The sequence below is a fragment of the Candidatus Margulisiibacteriota bacterium genome, from assembly GCA_041658645.1.
GTDB lineage: Bacteria > Margulisbacteria > WOR-1 > O2-12-FULL-45-9 > XYB2-FULL-48-7 > JBAZZV01.
Map to the genome: position 1 here is coordinate 48,349 of JBAZZV010000008.1, position 21,259 is coordinate 69,607.

The 21,259-nt window shown below is 52.8% G+C and carries 19 protein-coding genes; 7 read left to right on the forward strand and 12 right to left on the reverse strand.

The annotated features are described in order from the left end of the window. Nucleotides 1-9 precede the first annotated feature (9 nt). The 4 genes from priA to gmk all read right to left on the reverse strand — a co-directional run bounded on the left by priA (nt 10) and on the right by gmk (nt 4,556). Nucleotides 10-2,004, reverse strand: a complete 1,995-nt coding sequence (priA, locus tag WC903_07320; protein MFA5893748.1) for a primosomal protein N' — start codon at nt 2,002-2,004, stop codon at nt 10-12. 332 nt (nt 2,005-2,336) lie between these two features. Beyond that, entirely contained in the window at nt 2,337-3,563 is a 1,227-nt protein-coding gene (coaBC, locus tag WC903_07325; GenBank protein MFA5893749.1) for a bifunctional phosphopantothenoylcysteine decarboxylase/phosphopantothenate--cysteine ligase CoaBC, read from the reverse strand. A 61-nt stretch (nt 3,564-3,624) separates the two neighbouring features. Then, nucleotides 3,625-3,948 carry a DNA-directed RNA polymerase subunit omega gene (gene rpoZ, locus WC903_07330; GenBank protein ID MFA5893750.1) on the reverse strand — a complete coding sequence of 108 codons (324 nt, stop codon included), beginning with the start codon at nt 3,946-3,948 and terminating at the stop codon, nt 3,625-3,627. Next, the gene (gene gmk, locus WC903_07335; protein MFA5893751.1) at nt 3,945-4,556 is read right to left on the reverse strand and encodes a guanylate kinase; all 612 of its coding nucleotides are present in this window, start codon (nt 4,554-4,556) and stop codon (nt 3,945-3,947) included. The genes rpoZ and gmk overlap by 4 nt, the downstream gene beginning before the upstream one ends. 83 nt (nt 4,557-4,639) lie before the next feature. On the opposite strand from gmk, the gene WC903_07340 reads away from it, so the two are divergent. The 6 genes from WC903_07340 (at nt 4,640) to rsmG (ending at nt 14,254) form a co-directional block, all read left to right on the forward strand. Next, complete coding sequence (locus WC903_07340; GenBank protein MFA5893752.1) at nt 4,640-5,731, forward strand: hypothetical protein; 1,092 nt, start codon at nt 4,640-4,642, stop codon at nt 5,729-5,731. A gap of 12 nt (nt 5,732-5,743) precedes the next feature. Beyond that, nucleotides 5,744-6,514: a hypothetical protein gene (locus tag WC903_07345; protein ID MFA5893753.1), complete on the forward strand. Its 771-nt coding sequence runs from the start codon at nt 5,744-5,746 to the stop codon at nt 6,512-6,514. A 79-nt stretch (nt 6,515-6,593) separates the two neighbouring features. Beyond that, on the forward strand, nt 6,594-6,947 hold the full coding sequence (locus WC903_07350) for a hypothetical protein (protein ID MFA5893754.1): 354 nt from the start codon (nt 6,594-6,596) through the stop codon (nt 6,945-6,947). Beyond that, nucleotides 6,947-11,842: a translocation/assembly module TamB domain-containing protein gene (locus WC903_07355; GenBank protein MFA5893755.1), complete on the forward strand. Its 4,896-nt coding sequence runs from the start codon at nt 6,947-6,949 to the stop codon at nt 11,840-11,842. The genes WC903_07350 and WC903_07355 overlap by 1 nt, the downstream gene beginning before the upstream one ends. Nucleotides 11,843-11,858: 16 nt before the next feature. Next, nucleotides 11,859-13,529, forward strand: coding sequence for a POTRA domain-containing protein (locus tag WC903_07360; protein ID MFA5893756.1), 1,671 nt, complete (start codon nt 11,859-11,861; stop codon nt 13,527-13,529). Nucleotides 13,530-13,612: 83 nt separating this feature from the next. Next, the gene (gene rsmG, locus WC903_07365; protein MFA5893757.1) at nt 13,613-14,254 is read left to right on the forward strand and encodes a 16S rRNA (guanine(527)-N(7))-methyltransferase RsmG; all 642 of its coding nucleotides are present in this window, start codon (nt 13,613-13,615) and stop codon (nt 14,252-14,254) included. 97 nt (nt 14,255-14,351) lie between these two features. Here rsmG and WC903_07370 read toward each other — a convergent pair whose 3' ends face one another. The 6 genes from WC903_07370 to WC903_07395 all read right to left on the reverse strand — a co-directional run bounded on the left by WC903_07370 (nt 14,352) and on the right by WC903_07395 (nt 19,038). Next, nucleotides 14,352-15,113, reverse strand: coding sequence for a nucleotidyl transferase AbiEii/AbiGii toxin family protein (locus WC903_07370; protein ID MFA5893758.1), 762 nt, complete (start codon nt 15,111-15,113; stop codon nt 14,352-14,354). A gap of 91 nt (nt 15,114-15,204) precedes the next feature. After that, nucleotides 15,205-15,987, reverse strand: a complete 783-nt coding sequence (locus WC903_07375; protein ID MFA5893759.1) for a type IV toxin-antitoxin system AbiEi family antitoxin — start codon at nt 15,985-15,987, stop codon at nt 15,205-15,207. A gap of 541 nt (nt 15,988-16,528) precedes the next feature. Continuing rightward, nucleotides 16,529-17,614, reverse strand: coding sequence for a radical SAM protein (locus tag WC903_07380; GenBank protein ID MFA5893760.1), 1,086 nt, complete (start codon nt 17,612-17,614; stop codon nt 16,529-16,531). Nucleotides 17,615-17,840: 226 nt separating this feature from the next. Beyond that, the gene (locus tag WC903_07385; protein ID MFA5893761.1) at nt 17,841-18,263 is read right to left on the reverse strand and encodes a DUF86 domain-containing protein; all 423 of its coding nucleotides are present in this window, start codon (nt 18,261-18,263) and stop codon (nt 17,841-17,843) included. Beyond that, on the reverse strand, nt 18,250-18,696 hold the full coding sequence (locus tag WC903_07390; GenBank protein MFA5893762.1) for a nucleotidyltransferase domain-containing protein: 447 nt from the start codon (nt 18,694-18,696) through the stop codon (nt 18,250-18,252). The genes WC903_07385 and WC903_07390 overlap by 14 nt, the downstream gene beginning before the upstream one ends. Before the next feature lie 108 nt (nt 18,697-18,804). Next, nucleotides 18,805-19,038: a hypothetical protein gene (locus WC903_07395; GenBank protein ID MFA5893763.1), complete on the reverse strand. Its 234-nt coding sequence runs from the start codon at nt 19,036-19,038 to the stop codon at nt 18,805-18,807. Between the two features lie 69 nt (nt 19,039-19,107). On the opposite strand from WC903_07395, the gene WC903_07400 reads away from it, so the two are divergent. After that, nucleotides 19,108-19,248, forward strand: a complete 141-nt coding sequence (locus tag WC903_07400) for a hypothetical protein (protein MFA5893764.1) — start codon at nt 19,108-19,110, stop codon at nt 19,246-19,248. 218 nt (nt 19,249-19,466) lie between these two features. Here the strand turns inward: WC903_07400 and WC903_07405 are convergent, their stop codons facing one another. Beyond that, a complete protein-coding gene (locus tag WC903_07405; GenBank protein ID MFA5893765.1) occupies nt 19,467-20,201 on the reverse strand; it encodes a hypothetical protein in 735 nt (244 codons plus the stop codon). Nucleotides 20,202-20,204: 3 nt separating this feature from the next. Continuing rightward, nucleotides 20,205-21,203 carry a U32 family peptidase gene (locus WC903_07410; GenBank protein MFA5893766.1) on the reverse strand — a complete coding sequence of 333 codons (999 nt, stop codon included), beginning with the start codon at nt 21,201-21,203 and terminating at the stop codon, nt 20,205-20,207. Between the last annotated feature and the right edge of the window lie 56 nt (nt 21,204-21,259).

Consider the following 21,259-nt stretch of genomic DNA (forward strand, 5'->3'; position numbering starts at 1 on the left):
ACCGGCCAATCAGAGCAATCCCGCCGGGTCGACGTCAACCGTCACCCGGACTTCTTCCGGGACGGCTAATTTGGCCAGCGACTCCCGGACCGCCTGCCGGAGAACGACGAGGTCGGCCCCTTTTAACAATAAACGGAAACGCCACTCGCCGCGCAGCCGCTCGATCGGCGCCGCGGCTGGCCCGAGCACTCCCCCGGAGAGCCGCTTCCGTAAAAAAGCGGTCAACTCTTCGGCTATTCCGGCCGCCGCCTCTTTTTCTTTGGCGCTGACAATGATCGCGACCAAATGGGAGAAGGGGGGATATAAAAGCTCGTGCCGGTTGGCCAACTCCTGTTCGTAGAACTCCCGGTAATTATGTTTGGCCGCCGCCTGGATGGCGTAATGGCCGGGATTATAACTCTGGATGATAACCTTACCCGGAAGGTGATGCCGCCCAGCCCGTCCGGCCACCTGGGTCAAGAGCTGGAAAGTGTGTTCCGAGGCGCGAAAATCAGGGAGGTGCAGGGCAGTATCAGCCGAGACGACGCCGATCAGCGTAACCTTGGCGATATCGAGTCCCTTGGCGACCATCTGCGTCCCGATCAGGATATCGGCCTGGCCGGAAGCGAAAGTGGCAAAGAAAGCGTCGTGCGAGCCGCGCGGGCCGGTCGTGTCGCGGTCGTAACGGAGGAGCCGCGCCGCCGGAAAAAGCTTGGCCACTTCTTCTTCGATCCGCTGGGTCCCCGAACCGAAATAACGGAGGGTTCCGCTGTTACAGCGCGGACAGAGCGGCGGCGTTTCGCGGCTGTAGTCACAGCGGCCGCAGCGGAGCCGGCGGTCATTGGTATGGTAGACAAGCGCCACCGAGCAGTGCGGGCATTCCAAAGTTAAGCCGCACTCGCGGCAGATGACAAAAGTAAAATAGCCGAGCCGGTTCAGGAAGAGGATCGCCTGCTCGCCGTTAGCCAGGGTCTTGGCCAGTTCATTTTTTAACACGGCGGAGAGGAGCCCGAAATTTTTCCGCTTCATCTCTTCACGCAGATCAACCACTTCGACCGGCGGGAGGGGCCGGTCATCGATCCGCCGCGGCAGCTCGAGCCGCTCGATCTCTCCGGTTTCAGAACGGTAGAAAGTTTCCAGGGACGGGGTCGCCGAGCCGAGAATAACGACCGCGCCGTGTATCTCCGCCAGTTTTTCGGCCGCTGCGCGGGCCTGGTAGCGCGGGCTTTTATCCGACTTGTAACTGTTCTCGTACTCTTCGTCGAGGATGATCAGGCCGATATCCGGCAAAGGAGCGAAGAGCGCCGAGCGGGCCCCCAGGACAATGGGTGCTTCGCCGGCGGCGACCCGCGCCCAGGTCAGGCGCCGCTCTTTGAGGGTCAGTTCGCTGTGGATGACCGCGATCCCGTCGCCAAAACGAGCGCAGAAACGCTCGACCAGTTGCGGCGTCAAGGCGATCTCGGGAACGAGGGTGATCGTCCCCCGCCCTTGCTTCAAGGCGGCCTCGATCGCCCGGAGATAAACTTCTGTTTTTCCCGACCCGGTCACCCCAAAAAGGAGGAACTTTTCGGTTTTACCAGCGGCGATCGCCTCATTGATCTTAGCAACTGCGTTAGCTTGCGCCGGAGTCAACTCGAACCCCGATCCACGAACCACGATCCCCGATCCCCTCTTCGCCTCCGTTGCCTTCCGCCCCTTCCCGCTCTTTAACATCCCCGGCGGTAGCAGCAACTTCAAAGCGGTCACAAAAAAGGAGAAATAATATTCCGCCAGCCACTGGGCAAAGGCGAGCGCTTTCTCGCTGAAGAGAGGGTTTCCTTCGGCCACTTTAACAATCTCTTTCAGATTGGGAAACTCACTTTTTTCTACGAAGCCGATAACATAACCGACCTCCTGCCGCCGGCCAAAGGGGATGACGACCTGTGAACCGAGCTTGATCGTTTCGCGCAGCTGGTCCGGAACGAGGTAGTGGTAGGGCTTGTCGATCTCGCTGGTCACGATAGAGAGGACAACTTCGGCGATCATGTCGGCATTATAACATTATTCAGCCCTCTTCCCATTTGCAGACCCCTAACCCCTCTTCTCCCCTTCCCCCTTAATAAGGGGGAAGGGGATGGGGGATAGGGGTAAAGGAAGGTCTATTGAAGGCGGTTCTACAAAACTAATGCCCGCAGCTGCCGCAGGTGCCCGAGCCGCAGGAGGAACAACCGCTGCCGTGGCTGGACTGTCCACCACCAACGCTAGCAAAGGTGTGAAAAACTCTTTGGGTATTAGCTGAATGACAAAATTCACATTTAACAGCGGGTTTTTCATTCATCCCGTGTTTAACTTCGGTGGTCTGGCCGCACTGATTACACTTATAATCGTAGAATGGCATCGAGTATCCTGTGGGCGATCTCTTTTTTGGCCATTTCCGGCAACTCTTGCACTCCGCCGGACCGGTCGAGCAAAGTAACTTTAGAGCGGTCCGCCTCGAAGGCGGCCACGTCGTTAACGACGATCAGGTCAAGGTTTTTCCCGTCAAGTTTTTCCCGGGCGTTGTCCAAATGCTGGTCCGTCTCCGCCGCGAAACCGACCAGGCAGGTCCCGTTCTTCCGCTTGGCCAGCTCTCCCAGGATATCGGTCGTTCTCGCCAATTCTAAAGTGTAGGTAGGTTTATCCTTCTTCAGCTTCTGCCAGAAGGTTATTTTCGGGCGATAATCGGCCACCGCGGCCGCCATGACAATGACATTTTGCCCGGACATATGCTCTTTGACCGCCGCCAGCATCTCCTTGGCGCTCTCCACCTCGACCACCTTGACCCCAGTTGGCGCGTTTAGGGAAACCGGGCCGGAGACTAACACGACTTCCGCTCCGCGCGCTCTGGCCGCTTCGGCCAGGGCATAACCCATCTTGCCCGACGAGCGATTAGAAATATAGCGGACTGGGTCGATCGATTCCCTCGTCCCGCCGGCCGTCACCAGGAACCGCTTCCCAGCCAGATCCTGCGCTACCGGTCGGACCGGTTGCGCAGCCGGAGCTGGCGTCTTCGCAGGCAAACTTCCGATCAACCCGACCACTTTTTCCACTATCTCGGCCGGCTCCGACATCTTGCCGATATCTTCCACCCCGCAGGCTAACTTCCCCTCGAGCGGCCCAATAAACTCATAACCGAGCGAAGTTAATTTTTTAACATTCTCTATGACGAGCGGGTTGCGCCACATTTCGCCGTTCATCGCCGGAGCAATGATCTTTTTCCCGGTGGCGGCCAGGACAAAAGTGGTCAAGGCGTCGTCGGCAATCCCGTGGGCGATCTTGCCGATGACATTAGCCGTGCAGGGGGCAACAATGATCGCATCCGCCCGCTGGGCGAGAGCAATATGGGGAACCGGGGAAGCAGCCACTTCCTCCGCAAAGAGGTCGGTAATGACCGGATTAGTGGAGAGAGTGCGGAAGGTCAACGGGGCGACAAGCTTGGTCGCTTCCTTGGTCATTACGACCCAAACCTCGGCCCCCAGCTTGGTCAAGCGCGAGACCAGCTCGCACGACTTGTAAGCCGCGATGCCGCCGGTCACGCCAACGATAATGGTCTTTCCGTTTAACATGATTTGGTTCCCCCTCTCCCTCTGGGAGAGGGGTTAGGGGTGAGGGCTGGAGGCTGCTTCTTTACTTTTTCTTCTTTTCTTTCTTCTTGGCTGGGGCGGCCTTTTTCGGCGCCTTGGCCAAGCGTCCCAAGTCGGCCGGGGCGTCTTCATCGTCCCTGACCAGCAGTTCCTGGGCCTTTTTGATCGGCCCGGTCAGGACTTTGATCTTGATCTTGTCAGCGGCGATCTCGCGCAAGGCGGTGATCACCGGGTTGGTCGGGTCAAAATTATCGATGTAGGGGAGTGATCCTTCCGCCACCTGTTTGGCGCGGCCGGCGGCCGCGTTCACCAGTAAAAATTTATTCTTCGCCTTGGTCAGTAAGTTGTCGATGGATAATTCAGTCAATTTAATAACGTCCTTTCTTTTTCAACATTAATAATGGCCTTGATCTTTTCCGAGGCCGATTCAACTTTGTCGTTGACCACGATGTAATCGTACTTTTCCATCACCTGGAGCTCGGCAATGGCCGCCCGCAATCGGTAATTGACCACCTCCTCATCCTCGGTCTTCCGTTTTTTCAGGCGGAAGGCCAGGATGTCGACCGACGGCGGGATCAGGAAAATGAAGACCGCGGCCGCCTTCAGTTTCCCTTCTTCGACGAAACGCTTGATCGAGGCCGCCCCCTGGACATCGACTTCCAGCACGACGGTCTCGCCCTTGGCCAGTTGCTCGTCGATTAACTTGCGCGGCGTGCCGTAATAACTGCCGTGCACCTTGGCCCATTCGAGGAACCGGTCCTGTTTGACGCGAGCGTCAAACTCCTCCTGGGTCACAAAGAAATAATGCTGGCCGTGTGTTTCGCCCGGCCGCGGCACCCGGGTAGTCGAGGAGATCGACATCGTCAGGTCGGGGTTAGTTTTCAGCAACCGCCGCACGACCGTGGACTTTCCAACCCCGGAAGGGCCGGAAATAACCACCAGTAAACCCCGTTTCCGCCTGGCTCTTTTTGGCATTAACATAATGATTTTAGCACACCTTGCTTGACAATTCAACCTCCCGTGCTAAAATCAGTCCACATTTTTCTAGGAGGTATATTATGAAAAAGGCGATCTCTGTGTTCATGTTCCTATTGCTCTGTGTTTCACTCTCCCAGGCCCAAATGCTGATCGGCGGACGGGCGGCCGGCATGGGCGGCGCCGGCGTGGCCTCAACCGACGATATCTCCGCAGCTTATTATAACCCGGCCGCGCTGATGAGAAGCGAAGTACTCCTTACTGATATTAAAGTTGATCTCGGCGCCTCTTATTCCGACCTCACCAGCCTTTCCAACGCTCTCACTAATGCCTCCAGTCCGGCCAAGTTCATGCTGGATAATTATGCAAGTAACTTGAATTTCAACGGCAACCTCTCCGGACTCGTTGGCATCAACCTCCGAAAGATCGGCTTGAGCGTCATACCAATCTTTTCTGCCCAGGTTGCAAAACCGGCTAATTCATTCAATGGCTATGTAATTGCGGGTGGCCATTATGACGGAGTACTGACCCTGGGTTCGACTTTCTCGGTCCCTTACCTGCCGGCTGCGCTTGATGTCGGCGTTAATCTCAAATCGTTGAACGGCGTGGCAGGACAGATAACTGCCGTCGCAGGCACCCCGCCGACCACCGGCTCGGGCAACCAGGATTACGGGACCGGCTCGGGCACAGGATTTGACCTGGGCGTTTTGACATCTTTTGACGTTCCTTTTGTTTCAAAGGTCGCGGTCGGCGCGACTATGCGCAACCTCTCTTCGAGTTACACGTTAAAAATGACCAGACAGGTCGCTACCATGGATGCTACAGCTGGCACGACCACGCTGGGCCCGGTTCAAAACCTGCCCGACCAGATCGTTAACCTGGACAGCTCAACCGCTATCGGCGCCTATGCGACCATTCCGGTCGTCGGGGTTGGTGTCGCGGCCGATATCGAAATAACCAAGACCGATACCAATACTCACCTCGGCCTTGAATATCCCCTGCTTTTCGGCGTGATCGTCTTGAGGGCCGGCCTTGCTTCCGGGCCGAACCTTTCTTTGACGACGGTCGGCGCCGAAGTCAATCTGAAAATTCTTAGATTAGGGCTTGTCACAATCGCTGATGCAAAAAACACCGGCTTAACCAATACGGTCGCTGACATTACGTTCGGATTGTAAAGGAGATAGAAAATGCAAAAAAGTTTTGTTACCCTAGGTTTGATCGCGCTTTCCGGGTTAATGCTCCTGACCGGCTGCCAGACAGCCACGTCCCCGGCCGCCACCTCGATCCCAACCACAGCCGCGGCTCAAAGTATTGGTCTTCTCTGTAAAGATGGCCTGGCGATCGATAACGGCATCATAGGGATATTTTCTTCCGCCCTCTCTGCCAACGGGGTCAAAGCGGCCACGGTCACCGACATCACCTACGGTTCGGACGGCTGGTGGTCGGCAACCAACACCTACACCACAGAAGCAGGGGGAGTGCTCTATAGTTTTGACTATTCCTATAAGTTTCGGGTTTGGAACAGCGCCGGCACAGAGATTGTCACGCAAGGCGCCCTTGACGCTGCGGACGATACTAATATCAGCACGCTCGAGATGGTGGTGACCTTCGCCTACGGCTCTGGCAGCACGACCAGCACCTATAAGTTCGGGCTTAGCACCAGCGACCCAATGACAATTTCCGGGTATGGTTCAACCAGCAAGACCATCGACGGCACCATCTCCTATGCCGGCAGCTACAACTCGGAAAGTTATGAGGTCACGATCACTTATAACACCCTGACCATGAGCAGCAGCGGTTACCCGTCAGGCTCGGTCACCTGGGAGATGAAGACCAACGGCACCACTGTTTATGCCGGCACGATCACCTACGACGGCACCAGATACGCCACCTGCACCTTCAGCACCGGCGGATCAGGTAGCTACACAATAGACCTGCTAGACGGCTCAGTTTCTTAACTCGCTTCTCTCGTTATTTAAAGCAAGGCGGCCCGGAGGCCGCCTTGCTTTTTTCTCGTCTATCCTCTATATTTAAAGCATGTGGCAGCTCTGGGGAACGCTCGCCTGCGCGGCTTTTGGCGGCTCGATCTTCCTCCATTATTTAAAGAATTTCTTATTAAAAGAGGAAGCTACCCTGACCTTCGATTGGGACGGGGTGATCGAGCGCGCCCTCATCGCCTATTGTTTTGCCACGGGGCGCTGGCTTTGGGCCGTCCCACTGATCATCATCGTCAAGATCATTTACCGCCTCGCCCTCCTCGGTTTTTCCTCCCGCTGGTTGCGGAGTAACGAGCCGGGAGCCGTCAGCCAAAAAGTCAATCTGAAGACCGAACTGGCGCTCGACCTTTTCCTCTCCCCGCTTTTTGCCATTGTCGTCGGGGTCGTCTTTTAATGAAACGGGCCGGACTGCTCTCTCTCCTCCTCGTTCTGGTCGGCCTGACCTGCGGCTTCTCGGTCAAGGATTGGGGCCGTTCTGTTTATGACGGGATAAAAACCGAAGCGGAAAAAAGTTTTTCCGCCATGTTCAACACGCCGGTCAAGATCGAGAGCGCCGGCGGCATCATCGTCGGCCGGATCGAGCTGAACGGCGTCACGATCTCCGGTCTCGGCCGGGCCGAACAGATCGTCCTGACCTATAACCCGCTCAAGTACGCCTTCTACAAGGGAGACATGGTCCCGGCGCTGACCAAGCTGACCGTCGTTAACGGTAATTTTAAGATCGTCCGCGATCGCCACGGCAACTTGAGCTTGAGTTCCCTCCTGCCAGCCGGCGATAAAAAAGAACCGGCCGCGCCGGCCTTCCACGGCTGGCTCATCATCAAGGATTGCCGCGCCGCTTACCGGGACGAGCGCGGTTGGCAGTTGGAACCGCGCCGTTTTGAGTTGCCGGCCGAGAAGCTGAACGGGTGGATTGACCTGCGCGGGACCGACCGCGTCAAGTTCAGGCTTTCTGGGAACATACCGGAAAAAGCCAAGGTGAATGGCCAGTTCGACCTCCAGACGAAGGCTTTCGAACTGAACGTCGAAGCGGCTGACATCGCCGTCGCCAAATGGGCCAACTATACCGTCCCGCTCCCCCAGCTGAAAGCGATCGACGGCCGGGCCGATGTCAAACTCCAGCTGACCCAGGCGAAAACGCCCGGCTGGCCGGTCGCCCTGACCGGTGAGTTCATTTTCCGGGATGGGGCCGCGGAACTTTTCGGCTACAAGCTCCAGGCCTTGAACGGCGGGCTCTTTATCGCTGACGCCAGTCTCGGCTGCCGGGACCTGCGCGCCGACCTGAACGGGATACCGGTCACCCTGAACGGCCGTTTTTACGATTTCCAGAAGCTTAAGCTCGACTTAAATGTCGGCCTGGAGCGCGCCGACCTGAAACGGGTCGCCGCCTTGCTCCCGGCCGGCCGGGGGGTTGATCTTACCGGCCAGATCTCCGGCCAGATCAAAATTTCCGGCACTGTCGCCGCCCCGGCGGTAGACGGGCTGGTCAAGGTCGCCAATGGCTCGCTCTATGGGCAGGAATTCAGCGGGCCGCTTGGCCTGTCCTACCAAGATAAAACGCTCGGAGTTAAGTGCGACGCGTTGAACCTCTATCACGGCCAAGCTAACTTGAGAGCGACCATTGATCTCGCGCCACGCGAGCCCCGGCTCAAGCTGGCCGCTAAATTCAGCGGCCTCGACCTCGGTCTCCTGGCCAAAAATTCACCAGGCGTGGAAGGCCTGGCCGGCGGTTCGCTCGACCTGACCGGACCGTTCAGCGCCCTCTCCGGACAATTGGACGCCACCCTCTCCCGGTCGCTGGTGCTGGGCCAGCCGATGCGCACCCTGACGGCCAAGTTCCGCGTCACCCCAGATGGTTTCTCGCTGGATGAATTTCGGGCCGGCGCGGGCGACGCCCAGCTTTTCGGCCACGGCCAGATCGGCCGCAACCTCGATTTTGACCTGGCGGCGGAAGCGCTCGGCCTCCAGCTCGCCGGGAACGGGGCACTTGGCCCGATGCGCGCCAATCTGCAACGTTTCCAGGGGAAGATCGGCGGGAAACTGGACGCGGTTTTTCTCGCTTCTCCGCTCAAGCATCTTTACGCGTCCGGCGAAGTGTTCCTGGTCGAGGGGAATATCGGCGACCAGCGCTTCGACCGGGCCGAAGGGAAGATCGTCATCGGCGGCGGGGCGCTCCAGCTAACTGATTCATTCATCAGGCGAGGCGCGATGGTCATCAAAGTGGATGGCCAGACCGGGCTCGGCGTCCCGACCGACTTAAAAGTAGTTTCCGACCAGCTCGAGCTCGGTGACCTGCCGGTGATCACCCAATTCCTGCCGCCCGATTTCCAGGATATCCAGGGGACCGCCTCGCTCGAAGTCGCCCTGACCGGCACCCTCTCCCGGGAAACGGTCTTCACCTCACCCGAGCAACTTCTCGACCTCTCGCTCGACGGCCGGCTCGATATCCAAACGGGGGAAGTGGCCGGCCTGCCGCTCCGCTCCGCCGGCCTTAAAGTGGCCTGGCACGATCGAAGTCTGGCCATCACCGATTGTCGGGTCAAATTGGCCGCTTCTGATCTTAAACTTGACCTCTATTCCGGCCGGCACGGTTCGCTCAACGCCACGTTTGAAGGGGTGGTCGAACTAGAGCAATTCCAGGAGCTGACCGCCAAATATGGCCGTTTCAGCGGCCTGGCGGCGGCCAAGTTACTCCTCTCCGGAACATTTGCCCGCCCGAGCATCAGCGTCGGTTTTCGGGTCGACCGTTTCTCTTTCAATAACCTTTATCTCGACAACGTGACCGGCAGCGGCACTTTCCGCGACGGTAAATTCAGCACCCTCGAGCCGCTCCTCTGCCGGGCCGGCGAGGACCGCTACGCTCTGACCGGTCAGGCCGGACCCGCCGGTTTTGAGCTCGAGCTCAAGATCCTCCAGGCCAACCTTGGTTCGGCTTACCTGCTGGGGACCCGCCTTCAGGGAGAATTGTCGCGGCGGCTGACGCCGCCGGCCGCGTCAGCCACCACGAGACTCCGTCGGCGCGGGTTCTCTTTGCCCGACTATCAGAACTTCACCCGGGGGGAGTCGATCCGGCTTTATTCGAGCGGCCCTGACCAAAAATATTTTTTGAAAAGGTGGTCGGCCATTCGAAGCGATTTCGACCGGCAGCTGGCCAAAACTCCCGCCGAGAACCTGGGCGGGAATATCAACGGCGTTTTAAAGATCAACAACCGGAGTGGGTCGCTCGCCGGCGGTTTTGAAGGGAAGATCGGCCCGGGATATTTTCGCGGCCTGGCCTTTGACGGGGTTGAAGCCAAGTTGACCATCAAGAATAACTCCGTCCGCTTTGAGCAGGTCCGCCTGGCCCGCGGCCAGGGAGACCTGATTTTGCGCGGCAACTACGACCTAGCCGGCAAGCTCGGCCTCAATTTCCTGGCCAACAACTTACCGCTCGACACGCTCCAGTTGTTTTTCCCTAAGAAAAAATTTGAGGGGACCTTTAACCTGAAGGCCGATTGTGCGGGGCCGCTGTCCAACCTTAGCTTCTCCCTGGAGGCCGGCGGCCGCGATCTGAATATTGCCGGGGTCAGTTTTGACCAAGCAACCCTCTCTGTGACCAAAAAGAATGACGCCATTTATCTTCACAAGCTCTCCCTGCTGCAGGCCGGGGCACTCTCCAGCGCCCAGGGCTCCCTCTTCTTGAAACACCCCGGCCAACTCGACCTGGAAGCTAACTTGCAAGGTAATACCATCGGCTTGCTTAATCTTTTAAGCGATGACATCCGCTGGCTTAAGGGAGAGTCCCTGGTCAGCGTCCGTCTCGGGGGAACGCTCAACCGCCCGGAGATCTCCGGACAGATCAGCGTTAATGACGGCAGCCTTTACCTCGCCCCGCTTGATTCCGAACTGCAGCAACTTACCGGGACAGCCTCGATCGAAAATAATCAGCTCCAGATCGCCAGCCTGACCGGGATACTGACCGGGAAACGGACCCGCAACCTCCCTGACCCGCTGGGAGTGGCCGGGACGATCGATCTTAGCAACCTGCTGGCGGAAAAGGGGACCCTCGACCTCGACCTCTCCTTCAGCCCAACCCGTATTTACTTTAACCTTCCCAATGTTTTTGACGGCAACTTGAACCTGGCCGACCTCACCCTGCGCGGCCGGCTGGCGCTCGACCTCAGCCGGGGCCCCACTCTCAAAGGGAAGATCTCGACCGATAATTCGATCATCTATCTTTCCCAGGCCGGCGGGGGGGGAAGCGAACTTCTGCCGCTCGGCCTCGATCTGGAAACGAACATAGGGAAGAACGTTTATGCCGTTATGGGGGATGTCGCCACGCTTAACTTGAGCAGTATCTTCATGAACATGGAAATAGCCAGCACCGATACGCTTTATGTCACCGGGCTCCTGACCGCCCCATCGCTCCTCGGCCAGATCGCGATCCGGCGCGGCACGATCAATATCTTTAACCGCGAATTCTCTCTCCTGCCGGTCGAGGCCCAGGAACGCTTTTTCCCTTATGATCCCGCCAGGGTCGAGCCGAACACGGCTGTTTTTCACGGCCAGGAAGGGGCGGCCGGCGTCATGCCGGAACTCAACATCACCTCTTTGGTCAATTCAGATACGCAGGAACAGGACGCCTCCGGCACGCTGGTCAAAAAGAACGTCATCATTCTCGCTAAGTTGAAAGGGACCCTCGGCGCGCGCTCCGCGCTGGAGGGGCTCCGGATCACCCTGCTCAGCTTCAATGAAGACCGGAGCAAGTCACCGCCGGAAATGATCCCGGCCAACTATAGCGACCAAGAGCTCAAGTTAATGCTCCTCCCCGACTTCGTCAAGTCCCTCGCCGGCCTCGGCCAGCCGGGAGAAAATTCCGAGGTTGATAGTAACGTTATCGTGGCCGATTACTTGAGCAGCCGGGTGTCAACTATCCTCTTCCGGGGCCTGGAGCGGCAGATCGAGCAGAAGCTGGGGCTCGAGAGCTTGACCCTGGAATACAATCTCGGGCCAAAGATGAAAGAGGCGCTGGGGATACACGACCAGCGCGGCTTCACCGAAGATAAACCGGCCTGGAGCGTCGGTTTCGTCAAAGGTTTATTCGACCGGCTCTACATCGACGTCCGTTACTCCCAGGGGGTCGAACAGACCTCGGCGGCCAGCGGCACCAACAACAACTTTAACTACCAGCTGACCTATAAATTAACCCGGATTTGGTCTATACTATACTATCGTGAACCGATGACCGTCTCTGACTTGAGCAACGGTTATCAGAAGGTCACTCTGAAAGCCGGTTTTTCCTTCTGGTAGATAGAAAGGATTGGCCATGCGTAAATTATTAATTTTTGGTCTCCTGTTGAGCTTGATCCCGGCCGCCTGGGGAGCGAACGATGTGGTCACTGTCGCCCCGACGATCACCGACCTGCTAATCACCGGTAACAAAGTGGTCAGCGAAAAAGAGATCATCAACGTGGTCTTTGCCCGGATCGGGGATACCCTTTCCCAGGAAAAGGTCAAAGGAGACCTCAAGGCGATCTACGCGCTCGGCTACTTTGCCGATGTCATCCCTTCTTTTGAGTCCTCGGCCGGCGGCACTAAATTGACCTACCGGGTGGTTGAAAACCCGGTCATCCGGGGTCTCGCCTTCGACGGGATCACGGTTTACCCGACCGCCGAAATCCTGGCCCAGCTCGAGACCAAACCGGGCCAGATCCTTAACTTCAAGAAAATGCAGGGCGACATTGAAAAGATCAACGCCAAATACAAAAAAGACGGTTATATGCTGGCCCGGGTGGTTGATGTTGAGACCGATAAAAAGACCAGTATCCTGACCTTCAAGGTGACCGAGGGGTTCGTCGAGTCGATCACCCTCGACGGGAACGAACAGACGCAGGATTACGTCATCCTGCGCGAACTAAAGACCAAGCCCGGCACCGTGCTCAACGAGGAAACACTGAAAAAAGACCTGCGCCGGGTCTTCAATCTCGGCTTCTTTTCCGAAGTGACCCCTAATTTCGAGGCCGGCACGGCCAAGGACCGGGTCGTCCTCCAGTTGAAGATCAAAGAGACCCGCTCCAGCACGATCAACTTTGGCGGCGGCTTCGGCGAACGCGAGGGGTGGTTCGGTTTTGTCGACCTGTCGATCAACAACCTCTTCGGCTCCGCCCAGGGAGTGTTGATCAGGGGACAGAGCGGCCAGCAGATGTCGACCTACCAATTCAAGTATTACAATCCCTGGTTCTGGCAGGACAAACTGGGCGACCATGCCGCCTTCACCTTCCGGCGCTGGCTGACGATCGGCCGGGACATCCTCCTGACCACGCAGGACGGGGTCTACAACGGCTTTGATTTCTCGATCGGTAAGCCGCTGCGCGATAATTACAATATCACCTGGACGCTCGGCAGCGAGAATGTTTCGCCCTACAACACCTCCTCTTTTGAGGCTTATCGTTCCGATACGATCGGGATGACCCTCGCCTTCGACACCCGCGACTTTTGGCTTAACCCGAAGGAAGGGCGCTACTACACGCTCGACCTGAAACAGGGGTGGAAAAGCTCCAGTTCTAATTCGAGCTTCTCCAAGCTTGGCGTCGACTTCAACCACTACTATCCGGTCTTTGACAACCAAGTGGCCGCCTTCCATTTTGGGGTCGGCGGCGGCTTTGGCGATGTGCCGATCGGCGAGCTCTACTGGGCCGGCGGGGCGAACACCGTCCGCGGCTACTATCCCTCGGAAGCCCAGACCGGGGTCAGGAAAGTGATCGCCAACGCCGAATACCGCCTTAATTTCTCCGATCTTTTCCAAGGGGTCTTTTTCTACGACTGGGGACACGCTTGGAACGAAGGCAAGCTCAATACGGACGACTTCCTCTCTGGCTGGGGGCCGGGCATCCGGATCAGCACGCCGCTCGGGCCGATCCGGCTTGATTATGGCGTGGCTGGCGGCAAGACGTTCAGTGAAGGGATCATGCACTTTAGCATCGGGCAAGCCTTCTAACAATGTCGGATATCAACAAATGTAGGGACGGGGCTTGTCCCCGTCCGAAATGAACGGACAACCACAAGCGTTGTCCTTACGCCATGAATGACCAATTCGACATTTACCAGAATGAACTGATCGAGTGGAATGCTAAGTTCAACCTCACCGCCATCACCGAGCCCGATGAGATAAGAAAAAAGCATTTCGAAGATTCCCTGCTTCTCCTGCAAGTTCTCCCTCTGACCGGCCAGGCCGTCGTTGATATCGGCGCGGGCGCGGGTTTTCCGGGGATACCGCTCAAGATCGTTTGCCCCGGGATAAAGCTAACACTGCTCGAAGCCACACGAAAAAAAGTCGGCTTCTTAGATCACCTGATAAAAACCTTGTCGCTTAAGGAGACCGAGGCCGTTTGGGCGCGGGCCGAAGAATACGCGGAGAAAAATCGGGAGAAGTTCGATCTCGCCGTCGCCCGGGCCGTCGCCAAACTGGATACCCTCTGCGGATACTGCCTGCCGCTGGTCAAGGCTGGCGGCATTTTTGTCGCTTACAAGCAGGTCGAAGTTGACGCGGAAGTTGAGGAGGCGGCACGCGCCATAGCGATCCTGGGTGGCCGCCTGCGAGAGATCCGGAAGTTCCCCGCCAGGTCTCTGGTTTTGATCGATAAAATAGCCCCCTCCCCCGTCCCCATACCCCCGGCGGGCGGGGATGGCGAAGAAAAGGCCGCTGTAATAAGCAACGGCTAAGCGCCGCCAAGTTCTGTCTGGAAACAACCGCCTCGCTTTCCCCTCCTGATCGATATCGATCCGCAGAGAAGCTAAGCGTTAGCTTTATTTGATCTTTTTACGAGTTCATTGCTCCCAAGATTGGATTAAAGCGGCTAAACACTTTGTTAAGGTCAAACACCTCATCAATTCTTATAACGGGCATTAGATCCGTTTCGATCTGGCGTGCCAGTAAATCAATTTTATCTTCGCTCAAGCCAAACTTATCTTTAAAGTCGCCCTGATAATCCTCATCTTTCAGCTTCTTTGTAAATATTTCCACAAAATGACGCTGGTGGAAATTGAATCCGGCCTTTGCTATATGCCACAGATCAAAATAATCGCGTATTGCCGGGCCTTTTCTGGTGATCGCGGCTTTAAGCTTTTCCGCGACCGCTTCATGTAAAGAAAGCGATAATATTTTATTTTCAGGGATCAGGTTCCGGCCGGTAAAAGGATCCTGGTAAAAATGGCGGATCACATTCAAAACAGGCTGGTCGTACGGCTTTTGCCTGAGAGAAATCTCAATTTTTATGCCCTCCTCCTTGCCAGTTATAACCGAAGGGTAAAGGACATTAAATACGTACTGCTTGGAGCTATTAAAGCCTTCCCCCTTGGGCTGGTCGCTCCTTAACCCTAGAGAGGCTAAAAATCCAGGCATTTTCTCTTTGAGGGGAGCAATGGCGGCCGACCGATTTGAACGGGCGTTCAAATCCATTTCCCCAAAATAGCTAAAATCCAGGTCCTCGCTTAACCGATGATAATTGAGATGGATCTTATTCAAAAGTGTGCCGCCTTTAAATACGATGTCTCCGCTAAGTGACGAAGAAATGCTGTTCAAAATGATGGTGAGATAATAGTCTTTTTCGACGATTGCTTGCCGAAAACGATGCTCGGCCGCGATCGCCGGGAGCAGGTCCTTAAGCTTCTCCTTATCGATTAACAATAATGCCCCAATCCTTGTTCATTTTGCCGGAACGCGGCCGGGCGGGGTCAAGCACCACAAAAGTAGCTGATCCGCCAAGATGCTTTTTAAGCCGGCCCAGGTACAAATCCGGTATTTTCAACTCAGCCAATAAGTACCCGGCCCTTTTCCTAACGGCAACCATGGGAAAACGAACCAGGTAGCCGATAAACTTGTTTATATTTATTTGTTTTATATTATCCTTCAAGACTTTTTTAATATTTTCGAACGAACCTACCGGGTTGTAAATAAAATCCACCAAAGTCCGTTCTTTATCACTGATGCAGATATCTTCCTCATCGATCTTGATCTTGGCTGTCCCATAATATTTGTTTGTTCCAATTTTTACCGCTTTATACCTAATTTCCCCGATTACTTTTGTCCTGGATTTTCCCGTATTTAAAACAAACACGGTTTGCGGGACCTGCTCGGTAAAACCCCAGTAATTATACATACTGAAATAACCCAGATAATAAGGGGTATCCCCCATCCAATATTTGGCGGTTACGAACTCGTTGGGCGACCAGAGCTGATTGGGCGATTTTATCGGGACAATGAAATATTTCCCTCTTTCAATTTGGACGAGGCGGCCTTTCCTTTTTAACTTATCCAATATATTGGCCGCTTTTTTAGGCCCGCCAAACACCTTTTTGGCATATTCACCCGTTAAGAGCTTTTGTTTCTCATATTCAGCCCTTGAGATCAAATAAAGTTCGTCTTTCGATAATCCCTTATATCTTTTTTGGCTCATCAGCTAATAATATCCCGTTTCTTTAATTCTCGTTTACTAAGAATTCATTAAACAGTATACATTGTACGCCAGGAAGCTGTTTTTTGTCAACCGGCATTTTTCGGTGTTTTTCGGCATTTTCAATCTCCGGCCTTGCGAACCACCTCGCGACCTTCGTCCAGAAAGTTCTCCTTAACACGGTAGCTTTAAAAGGGTTTTACGGTTATTAAGAAATGAGGCTGGCTCATTGTTCCGGTGCGACCCGGGCGGATAGCTTGATCTCAAATGGAAAGGTCACGAGGCAAAGTGTAGTAATAGCTGGCAATGGGGTTGGTGTGGGCTAATAGCCACTTATACAAGTCGATGAGGGAGTTTAACCCTCATTCAGAAAATCACTTTTCTATCCTGTCTTTAGACGAATCGCTTGCGCCAACCCTGATTAACTATATCATAAGAAATGAAAATGGCGCAATAGTGTGGTTTGCGCTACGATTAAAATCGGCGGGAAATTAAGATAGATCAAAAAGCCCCCCTCAACGTTCGTTGGTTATTATTGATAAGGCTAAGCCGCGATCAGCTCGTCGATCTTATCGATGAGCTTTTGGCCGAGGCCGAGCCGGTATTTTTGTATTTCACAACTTAAGCTGTCCGGCCGATCGATCCGGCCGGTCGCGGCGTAATTGATGTAATGGCACTCTCCCTGGCAGACAGTTTTCGCGCCGCATTTCTGGCAACCCTTTCGGTTGGCAAAAGTGGCCGCCCGCTGCCATCGCCTCTGCTTTTCCCGGTCGATCCCCCGCGCCACATTGCCCAGCCGGAATTTAGGCAGGCCGACAAAGTTCTGGCAGAAATAAATATCACCGTTTGCGGCGACCGCCAGGTTGTTTTCCCCCGCCCCGCAACAATATTTGGGGACCGCTCTCTTGCCGATTAACCGGCACGCCCGTGCCGCTCCCAGGAGAGCGCGGGGATCAATAATATTGCCCTTTTCCCAGTTCTTGAAGATATAAGCCAAATATTTGTCCCAAGCCTGCTTGTAGGCCTCGACCGCTCTGCGCTGTCTGGCCGCTCCTCCCCCGGGATATTCTTCCACAAAAGCAAAATCACCAACGGCTGGAAATTTTGAAAAATACTTAATGTAACCGACCAGATCGGTGTTCTGGGAGTTTAAGGTGGCGCGGAGCAGTATCTTGGCCGGTTTTTTAAAGAGTTTGAGCCCCTCGACCACTGGTCGAAAAGAGTCCTCGCCGTCGCAAGCGGGACGCAGGCGGGTCTGGAGCGCCGGCCGGTGACTGTCGACGCTGACCAGGATGCCGAAACCGTGTTTTCTTAGAAAAGCCGCTTTTTCTCTGGTAAAGAGCGTGCCGTTGGTGGTGACCGAAAAGCTTATTTTCTTTTTAAGGCGACGGGCTTGCTGTCGCGCGTAATCGACCGCAAAGGTTAGGCCGGCCCAGTTTAAAAGCGGCTCCCCACCAAAAAAGCAAATATGTCCTTCCTTTTCCCTCCCCAGCCACTTGATAAACCAATCCACGGTCGCTTCGGCTGTGGCAGTAGTCATTATTTGCCGGTTGGAATGGTTGCGCCTCGCGAAACAATAATGACAGCGCAGATTACACGCTCCGGAAATGTAAATATATATGTTTTTCAATTACGCGCCGACTATATTTTTGCTCCGCTTTACGGCTTTTGCTGTTCGGGCCTGGCAGATACAATTGGACAGCCGGTATCCGTGTTCTTTTTTTGACCAGGTGTCGTTTTTGGTCTCCCTGATTTATCCCCACCCTCCGCGGGCGCAGGCATCTTTTCAATCCTATTTTTGATATCGCCTAATTTGGCTTTATCGCTTGGTCTTCCCATTTTTCTCACCCCCTCTTTTAAGATATTATACCTAATATTTGTTTGGAAAATTCTTCAAAATCAGGAAGTTTTTCTTTGATGTTCTTCAATATCAGCTCGTGGTCGATTGTTGTATAATCATGAACAATCCGATTCCTCAATCCGGCCAGTGGAGCGATTCTTTCCGCGAAATCTTTTTGCAGAATATTATTTTTACCCAGAATAATGAAAATATCATAATAATTTTCGGGCTTTTCAAACCCCATCACCGCTATTACGTGATTCCCGATATCCAGCATGGCTTCAATAGCTATCTCCAGGTTTCGCTCCGCGATATCCAGATTATCGGAATTGCCGGTAAATTCTTCAAGGCTCATATTTTTAAAACGGCAAAGCCTGATCGCCGCCGTTCTGACCTTGCTTATTCGGACGTCAATTATATCCCGGTCAAGTTTTACCATAAAAATCGCCTCCCTGAACGGCTTTGGTGAAACTCTTGTGAAACTCATTCCTTAAATGAATTGTGTTTAAGTATTTATTAACGATCATGTATTCCAACTGGACCTTGAGCGCCTCATTCGAACAAAAAAGCAGCTTTCCATTTTTGATAACCTGGTAAGAAATCAGCGGGTTGGCCGACTTCAGGTTGACCAGATCAATATCATCTCGTTTGAGCAGATCGGCCAGGCTGTTCTGCAAATCCAAAAGCTCGGCTTCCTGTCTTGAATAATAAGCCAGGTCAATGTCGCTTAACCGGCCGGACGATCCTCTGGCCGCTCCGCCAAAAAGATATAATAGCTCGATCTTTTTTTCTTCACAGAGCCGGCCGAACGCGGGCCGCAATTCATCGGGCTTAAGCGCTCCGGGCTCATTTATTAACTTGATTTTTCTCACGGTCAAATTATACCTTTGCCCCGGGCTTCGCGCAATAGCCCCGGACTAAGTCAAGACCGCCTGTCTCCGCGGCGGGCGGGGGATGGCCGGGGAAAAACCGCCATGATATTACTTATAAAGTTTGTGAATATCGACGCTGTTTAGAAAATGGAAGCCGTCAACCTTAACATCCTCGCCTTTATAAGTAAGCATCACGATATCCAGAAGTTCTTTTAAAAGATCGCGAGTGAAGTCACAGAAAGGGTCTTTACTGCGTTTTTTCTTTTTGGGCAGATCAAGTTTCCACCTTAAGATAAAATCGCCGTCTTTGTCAACATTTGGGTTTTTGGATTTGATTCCCATATTATTTACTATATTATAGACAGATTTATAGCGTTTTGCTATAATCTTCTAATATAGGAGGTGAGTATAATGGCGCAAAAAGATCAAACACTTAAACAGGTTAAGGACAATATCGCGGATGCAAAAAAATCATTGGCTAAAGCTGAATTGCAGCTAAAAAAGGTGGAACAATTGAGTAAGCCGGGCCCGCAAAAAGCGGTTAACTTTTAAAGTCCTAAACTAACGGCATTTAATTCGCTCTTACAAAAATACCGCCAGGGCTTACTCTGGCGGTATTTTCTCTTATGATACCCCCACCGCTTGCGGTGAGACAAAGTTTCCTATCCGGCTTCATCTTAAAGCATTTCTAATACAATCCGGTCAAAATCCTTTAGGTTTGAAGGCGATGTGCCGTTCATAAAATAATTTGCCCTGCCAATCTGCCAAATTTAAAAACCCTTCATTTTCAGAGTTTCTTTCAACTCCTTCTTTAATTTATAATCCAAGCATTCCCTTTGGCAGACATTATTCTGATACTTATCTTTTTCATTTTTAAAAGTGCTTGAAAAGGCACATACACGGCTTAAGCTTGCCAGGACATAAGGATAATAAAGATCCAGCCTAAATTTTAATGGGTTGTTTCTGGCATTAACGCCTTGTGGCACATTGTCATACTCCAAACGCTTAATTTTCTTACTTATTAAATATTTGCCTAACTCGTCCTGGCTCAATGCGGAACTACGCAATACCCTCAGTATTTTAGGATCGACTTTTTTATAATTTACTCGAGGATCCTTTTCCATCCTAATTAATAATCTACCAAACAAAGGGACTAAATTATCATATTCTTGGACCAATTCAAGCAGGCCCAAATCATTGACAACCACTTCGATCTTCTCTCTTCTTGAATTTAAATAGGTTAACAGATGTTTTATGCGTAAAACATCAGGGCCACTTATCATCGCCGGAGTCACAAAAGTCAGCTTATATTTCTTTCTCCTTAATATAGAATATATTTGCTTGAGCTCTTTTAGCGACGGCAATAACTTTGCGCATAATTCGGAGCCCCAATAAATCCTTTCAATTTTCTCCGTCTCATTAAATTCATTTATAAATGATTCCAATTCCAGGACTTCATTTCTTACATTGTTGCCGGTTAAGATCTTAAATATCGCGTATTCCATATTTTAATAATAGCATAAGTGCTTGTATTTACAGTTTTCTTTGAACGATCCCCTATAATGCTTTACGAACAATTCCTTTATTTCGTCCTTGTTGTATTGACCACTGGCCGTTTTTTTCGCTATCTCAACCATCCTAACCCTGAATCGTAATGAACGCGCCCTGCCTGCAATTTTTAAGTATTTAATCCCGGCTTTTTTTAGGGCCTTCAAGTGACATAAGCCGCAATTAACCGGCCAATCTTCTTCATTTAGTTCAATGCCTTTAATATTAAACAACGAATTAAAGTTCTCTCTTTTATAATATAGGCATATATTCTCGTATACTTTATTAAAATATGAGATCGGTTTCCTCTGGGCAAATAATATCTGCGGTTTGGCGTCCATAATGCTCTGGCACATATTTTCTCCCAACTTTCTATCGTGGGAAGCAAAACAATAGGGCCCGGCAAAAGGGCATCTTTCATCAAGAACGAACGCCTCATAATCATAATTAGGATGATGAGAAATAATGTCCTTCATCTCCGGTATGCTCAGATATCTTTGGAAGACGATCCTTTTAATGTTATTGTTTAAGCCCAAGGCGCATTTTACATCGTATAAATTAAATATCCCGAATTCCGCGCTTAACACAATATTTGCGTTGATCCCTTTTTCTTTTAGCCAGAGTAACAACCCGGGATCCCCAACAATCACTCCGGCCGGTCTAAAAGACAATACTTTTATGATTATTTTCTCAAGTTCAGGATATAATATTTGGGGATAAAAAGGCGCATTAAAAGTGACGTAAACCGGCCGCCCTAATTCACGCGCCAGTGATATGCTCACCTTTAATTCTTTATAGCTCGAATAATTACATTTTATATCTTCCCGGCGATTGAGAAAGAAACCTTTATACCTTTTTCGCCATTGCCAGGGGATTACACCGCAGTAGAATTCATCGGCTCCCGCCTTAACCAGAGGGGCAATTTCATCTGTTGCCTTTATGCTTACACAGATTTTCATTGTTGTATTTATATTAACACTATATTTCTTCTATTGACAAGTCATCCGCGTCATAT

Excerpts from the sequence above, each read along its gene's own strand:
- rsmG (MFA5893757.1), top strand. The coding sequence starts at position 13,613 with ATGAATGACCAATTCGACATTTACCAGAATGAACTGATCGAGTGGAAT.
- WC903_07405 (MFA5893765.1), bottom strand. The coding sequence starts at position 20,201 with ATGGAATACGCGATATTTAAGATCTTAACCGGCAACAATGTAAGAAAT.
- WC903_07400 (MFA5893764.1), top strand. The coding sequence starts at position 19,108 with ATGGCGCAAAAAGATCAAACACTTAAACAGGTTAAGGACAATATCGCG.
- WC903_07345 (MFA5893753.1), top strand. The coding sequence starts at position 5,744 with ATGCAAAAAAGTTTTGTTACCCTAGGTTTGATCGCGCTTTCCGGGTTA.
- WC903_07375 (MFA5893759.1), bottom strand. The coding sequence starts at position 15,987 with ATGAGCCAAAAAAGATATAAGGGATTATCGAAAGACGAACTTTATTTG.
- WC903_07385 (MFA5893761.1), bottom strand. The coding sequence starts at position 18,263 with ATGGTAAAACTTGACCGGGATATAATTGACGTCCGAATAAGCAAGGTC.
- coaBC (MFA5893749.1), bottom strand. The coding sequence starts at position 3,563 with ATGTTAAACGGAAAGACCATTATCGTTGGCGTGACCGGCGGCATCGCG.
- WC903_07360 (MFA5893756.1), top strand. The coding sequence starts at position 11,859 with ATGCGTAAATTATTAATTTTTGGTCTCCTGTTGAGCTTGATCCCGGCC.
- WC903_07355 (MFA5893755.1), top strand. The coding sequence starts at position 6,947 with ATGAAACGGGCCGGACTGCTCTCTCTCCTCCTCGTTCTGGTCGGCCTG.
- WC903_07350 (MFA5893754.1), top strand. The coding sequence starts at position 6,594 with ATGTGGCAGCTCTGGGGAACGCTCGCCTGCGCGGCTTTTGGCGGCTCG.
- WC903_07410 (MFA5893766.1), bottom strand. The coding sequence starts at position 21,203 with ATGAAAATCTGTGTAAGCATAAAGGCAACAGATGAAATTGCCCCTCTG.
- WC903_07340 (MFA5893752.1), top strand. The coding sequence starts at position 4,640 with ATGAAAAAGGCGATCTCTGTGTTCATGTTCCTATTGCTCTGTGTTTCA.
- gmk (MFA5893751.1), bottom strand. The coding sequence starts at position 4,556 with ATGCCAAAAAGAGCCAGGCGGAAACGGGGTTTACTGGTGGTTATTTCC.
- priA (MFA5893748.1), bottom strand. The coding sequence starts at position 2,004 with ATGATCGCCGAAGTTGTCCTCTCTATCGTGACCAGCGAGATCGACAAG.
- WC903_07395 (MFA5893763.1), bottom strand. The coding sequence starts at position 19,038 with ATGGGAATCAAATCCAAAAACCCAAATGTTGACAAAGACGGCGATTTT.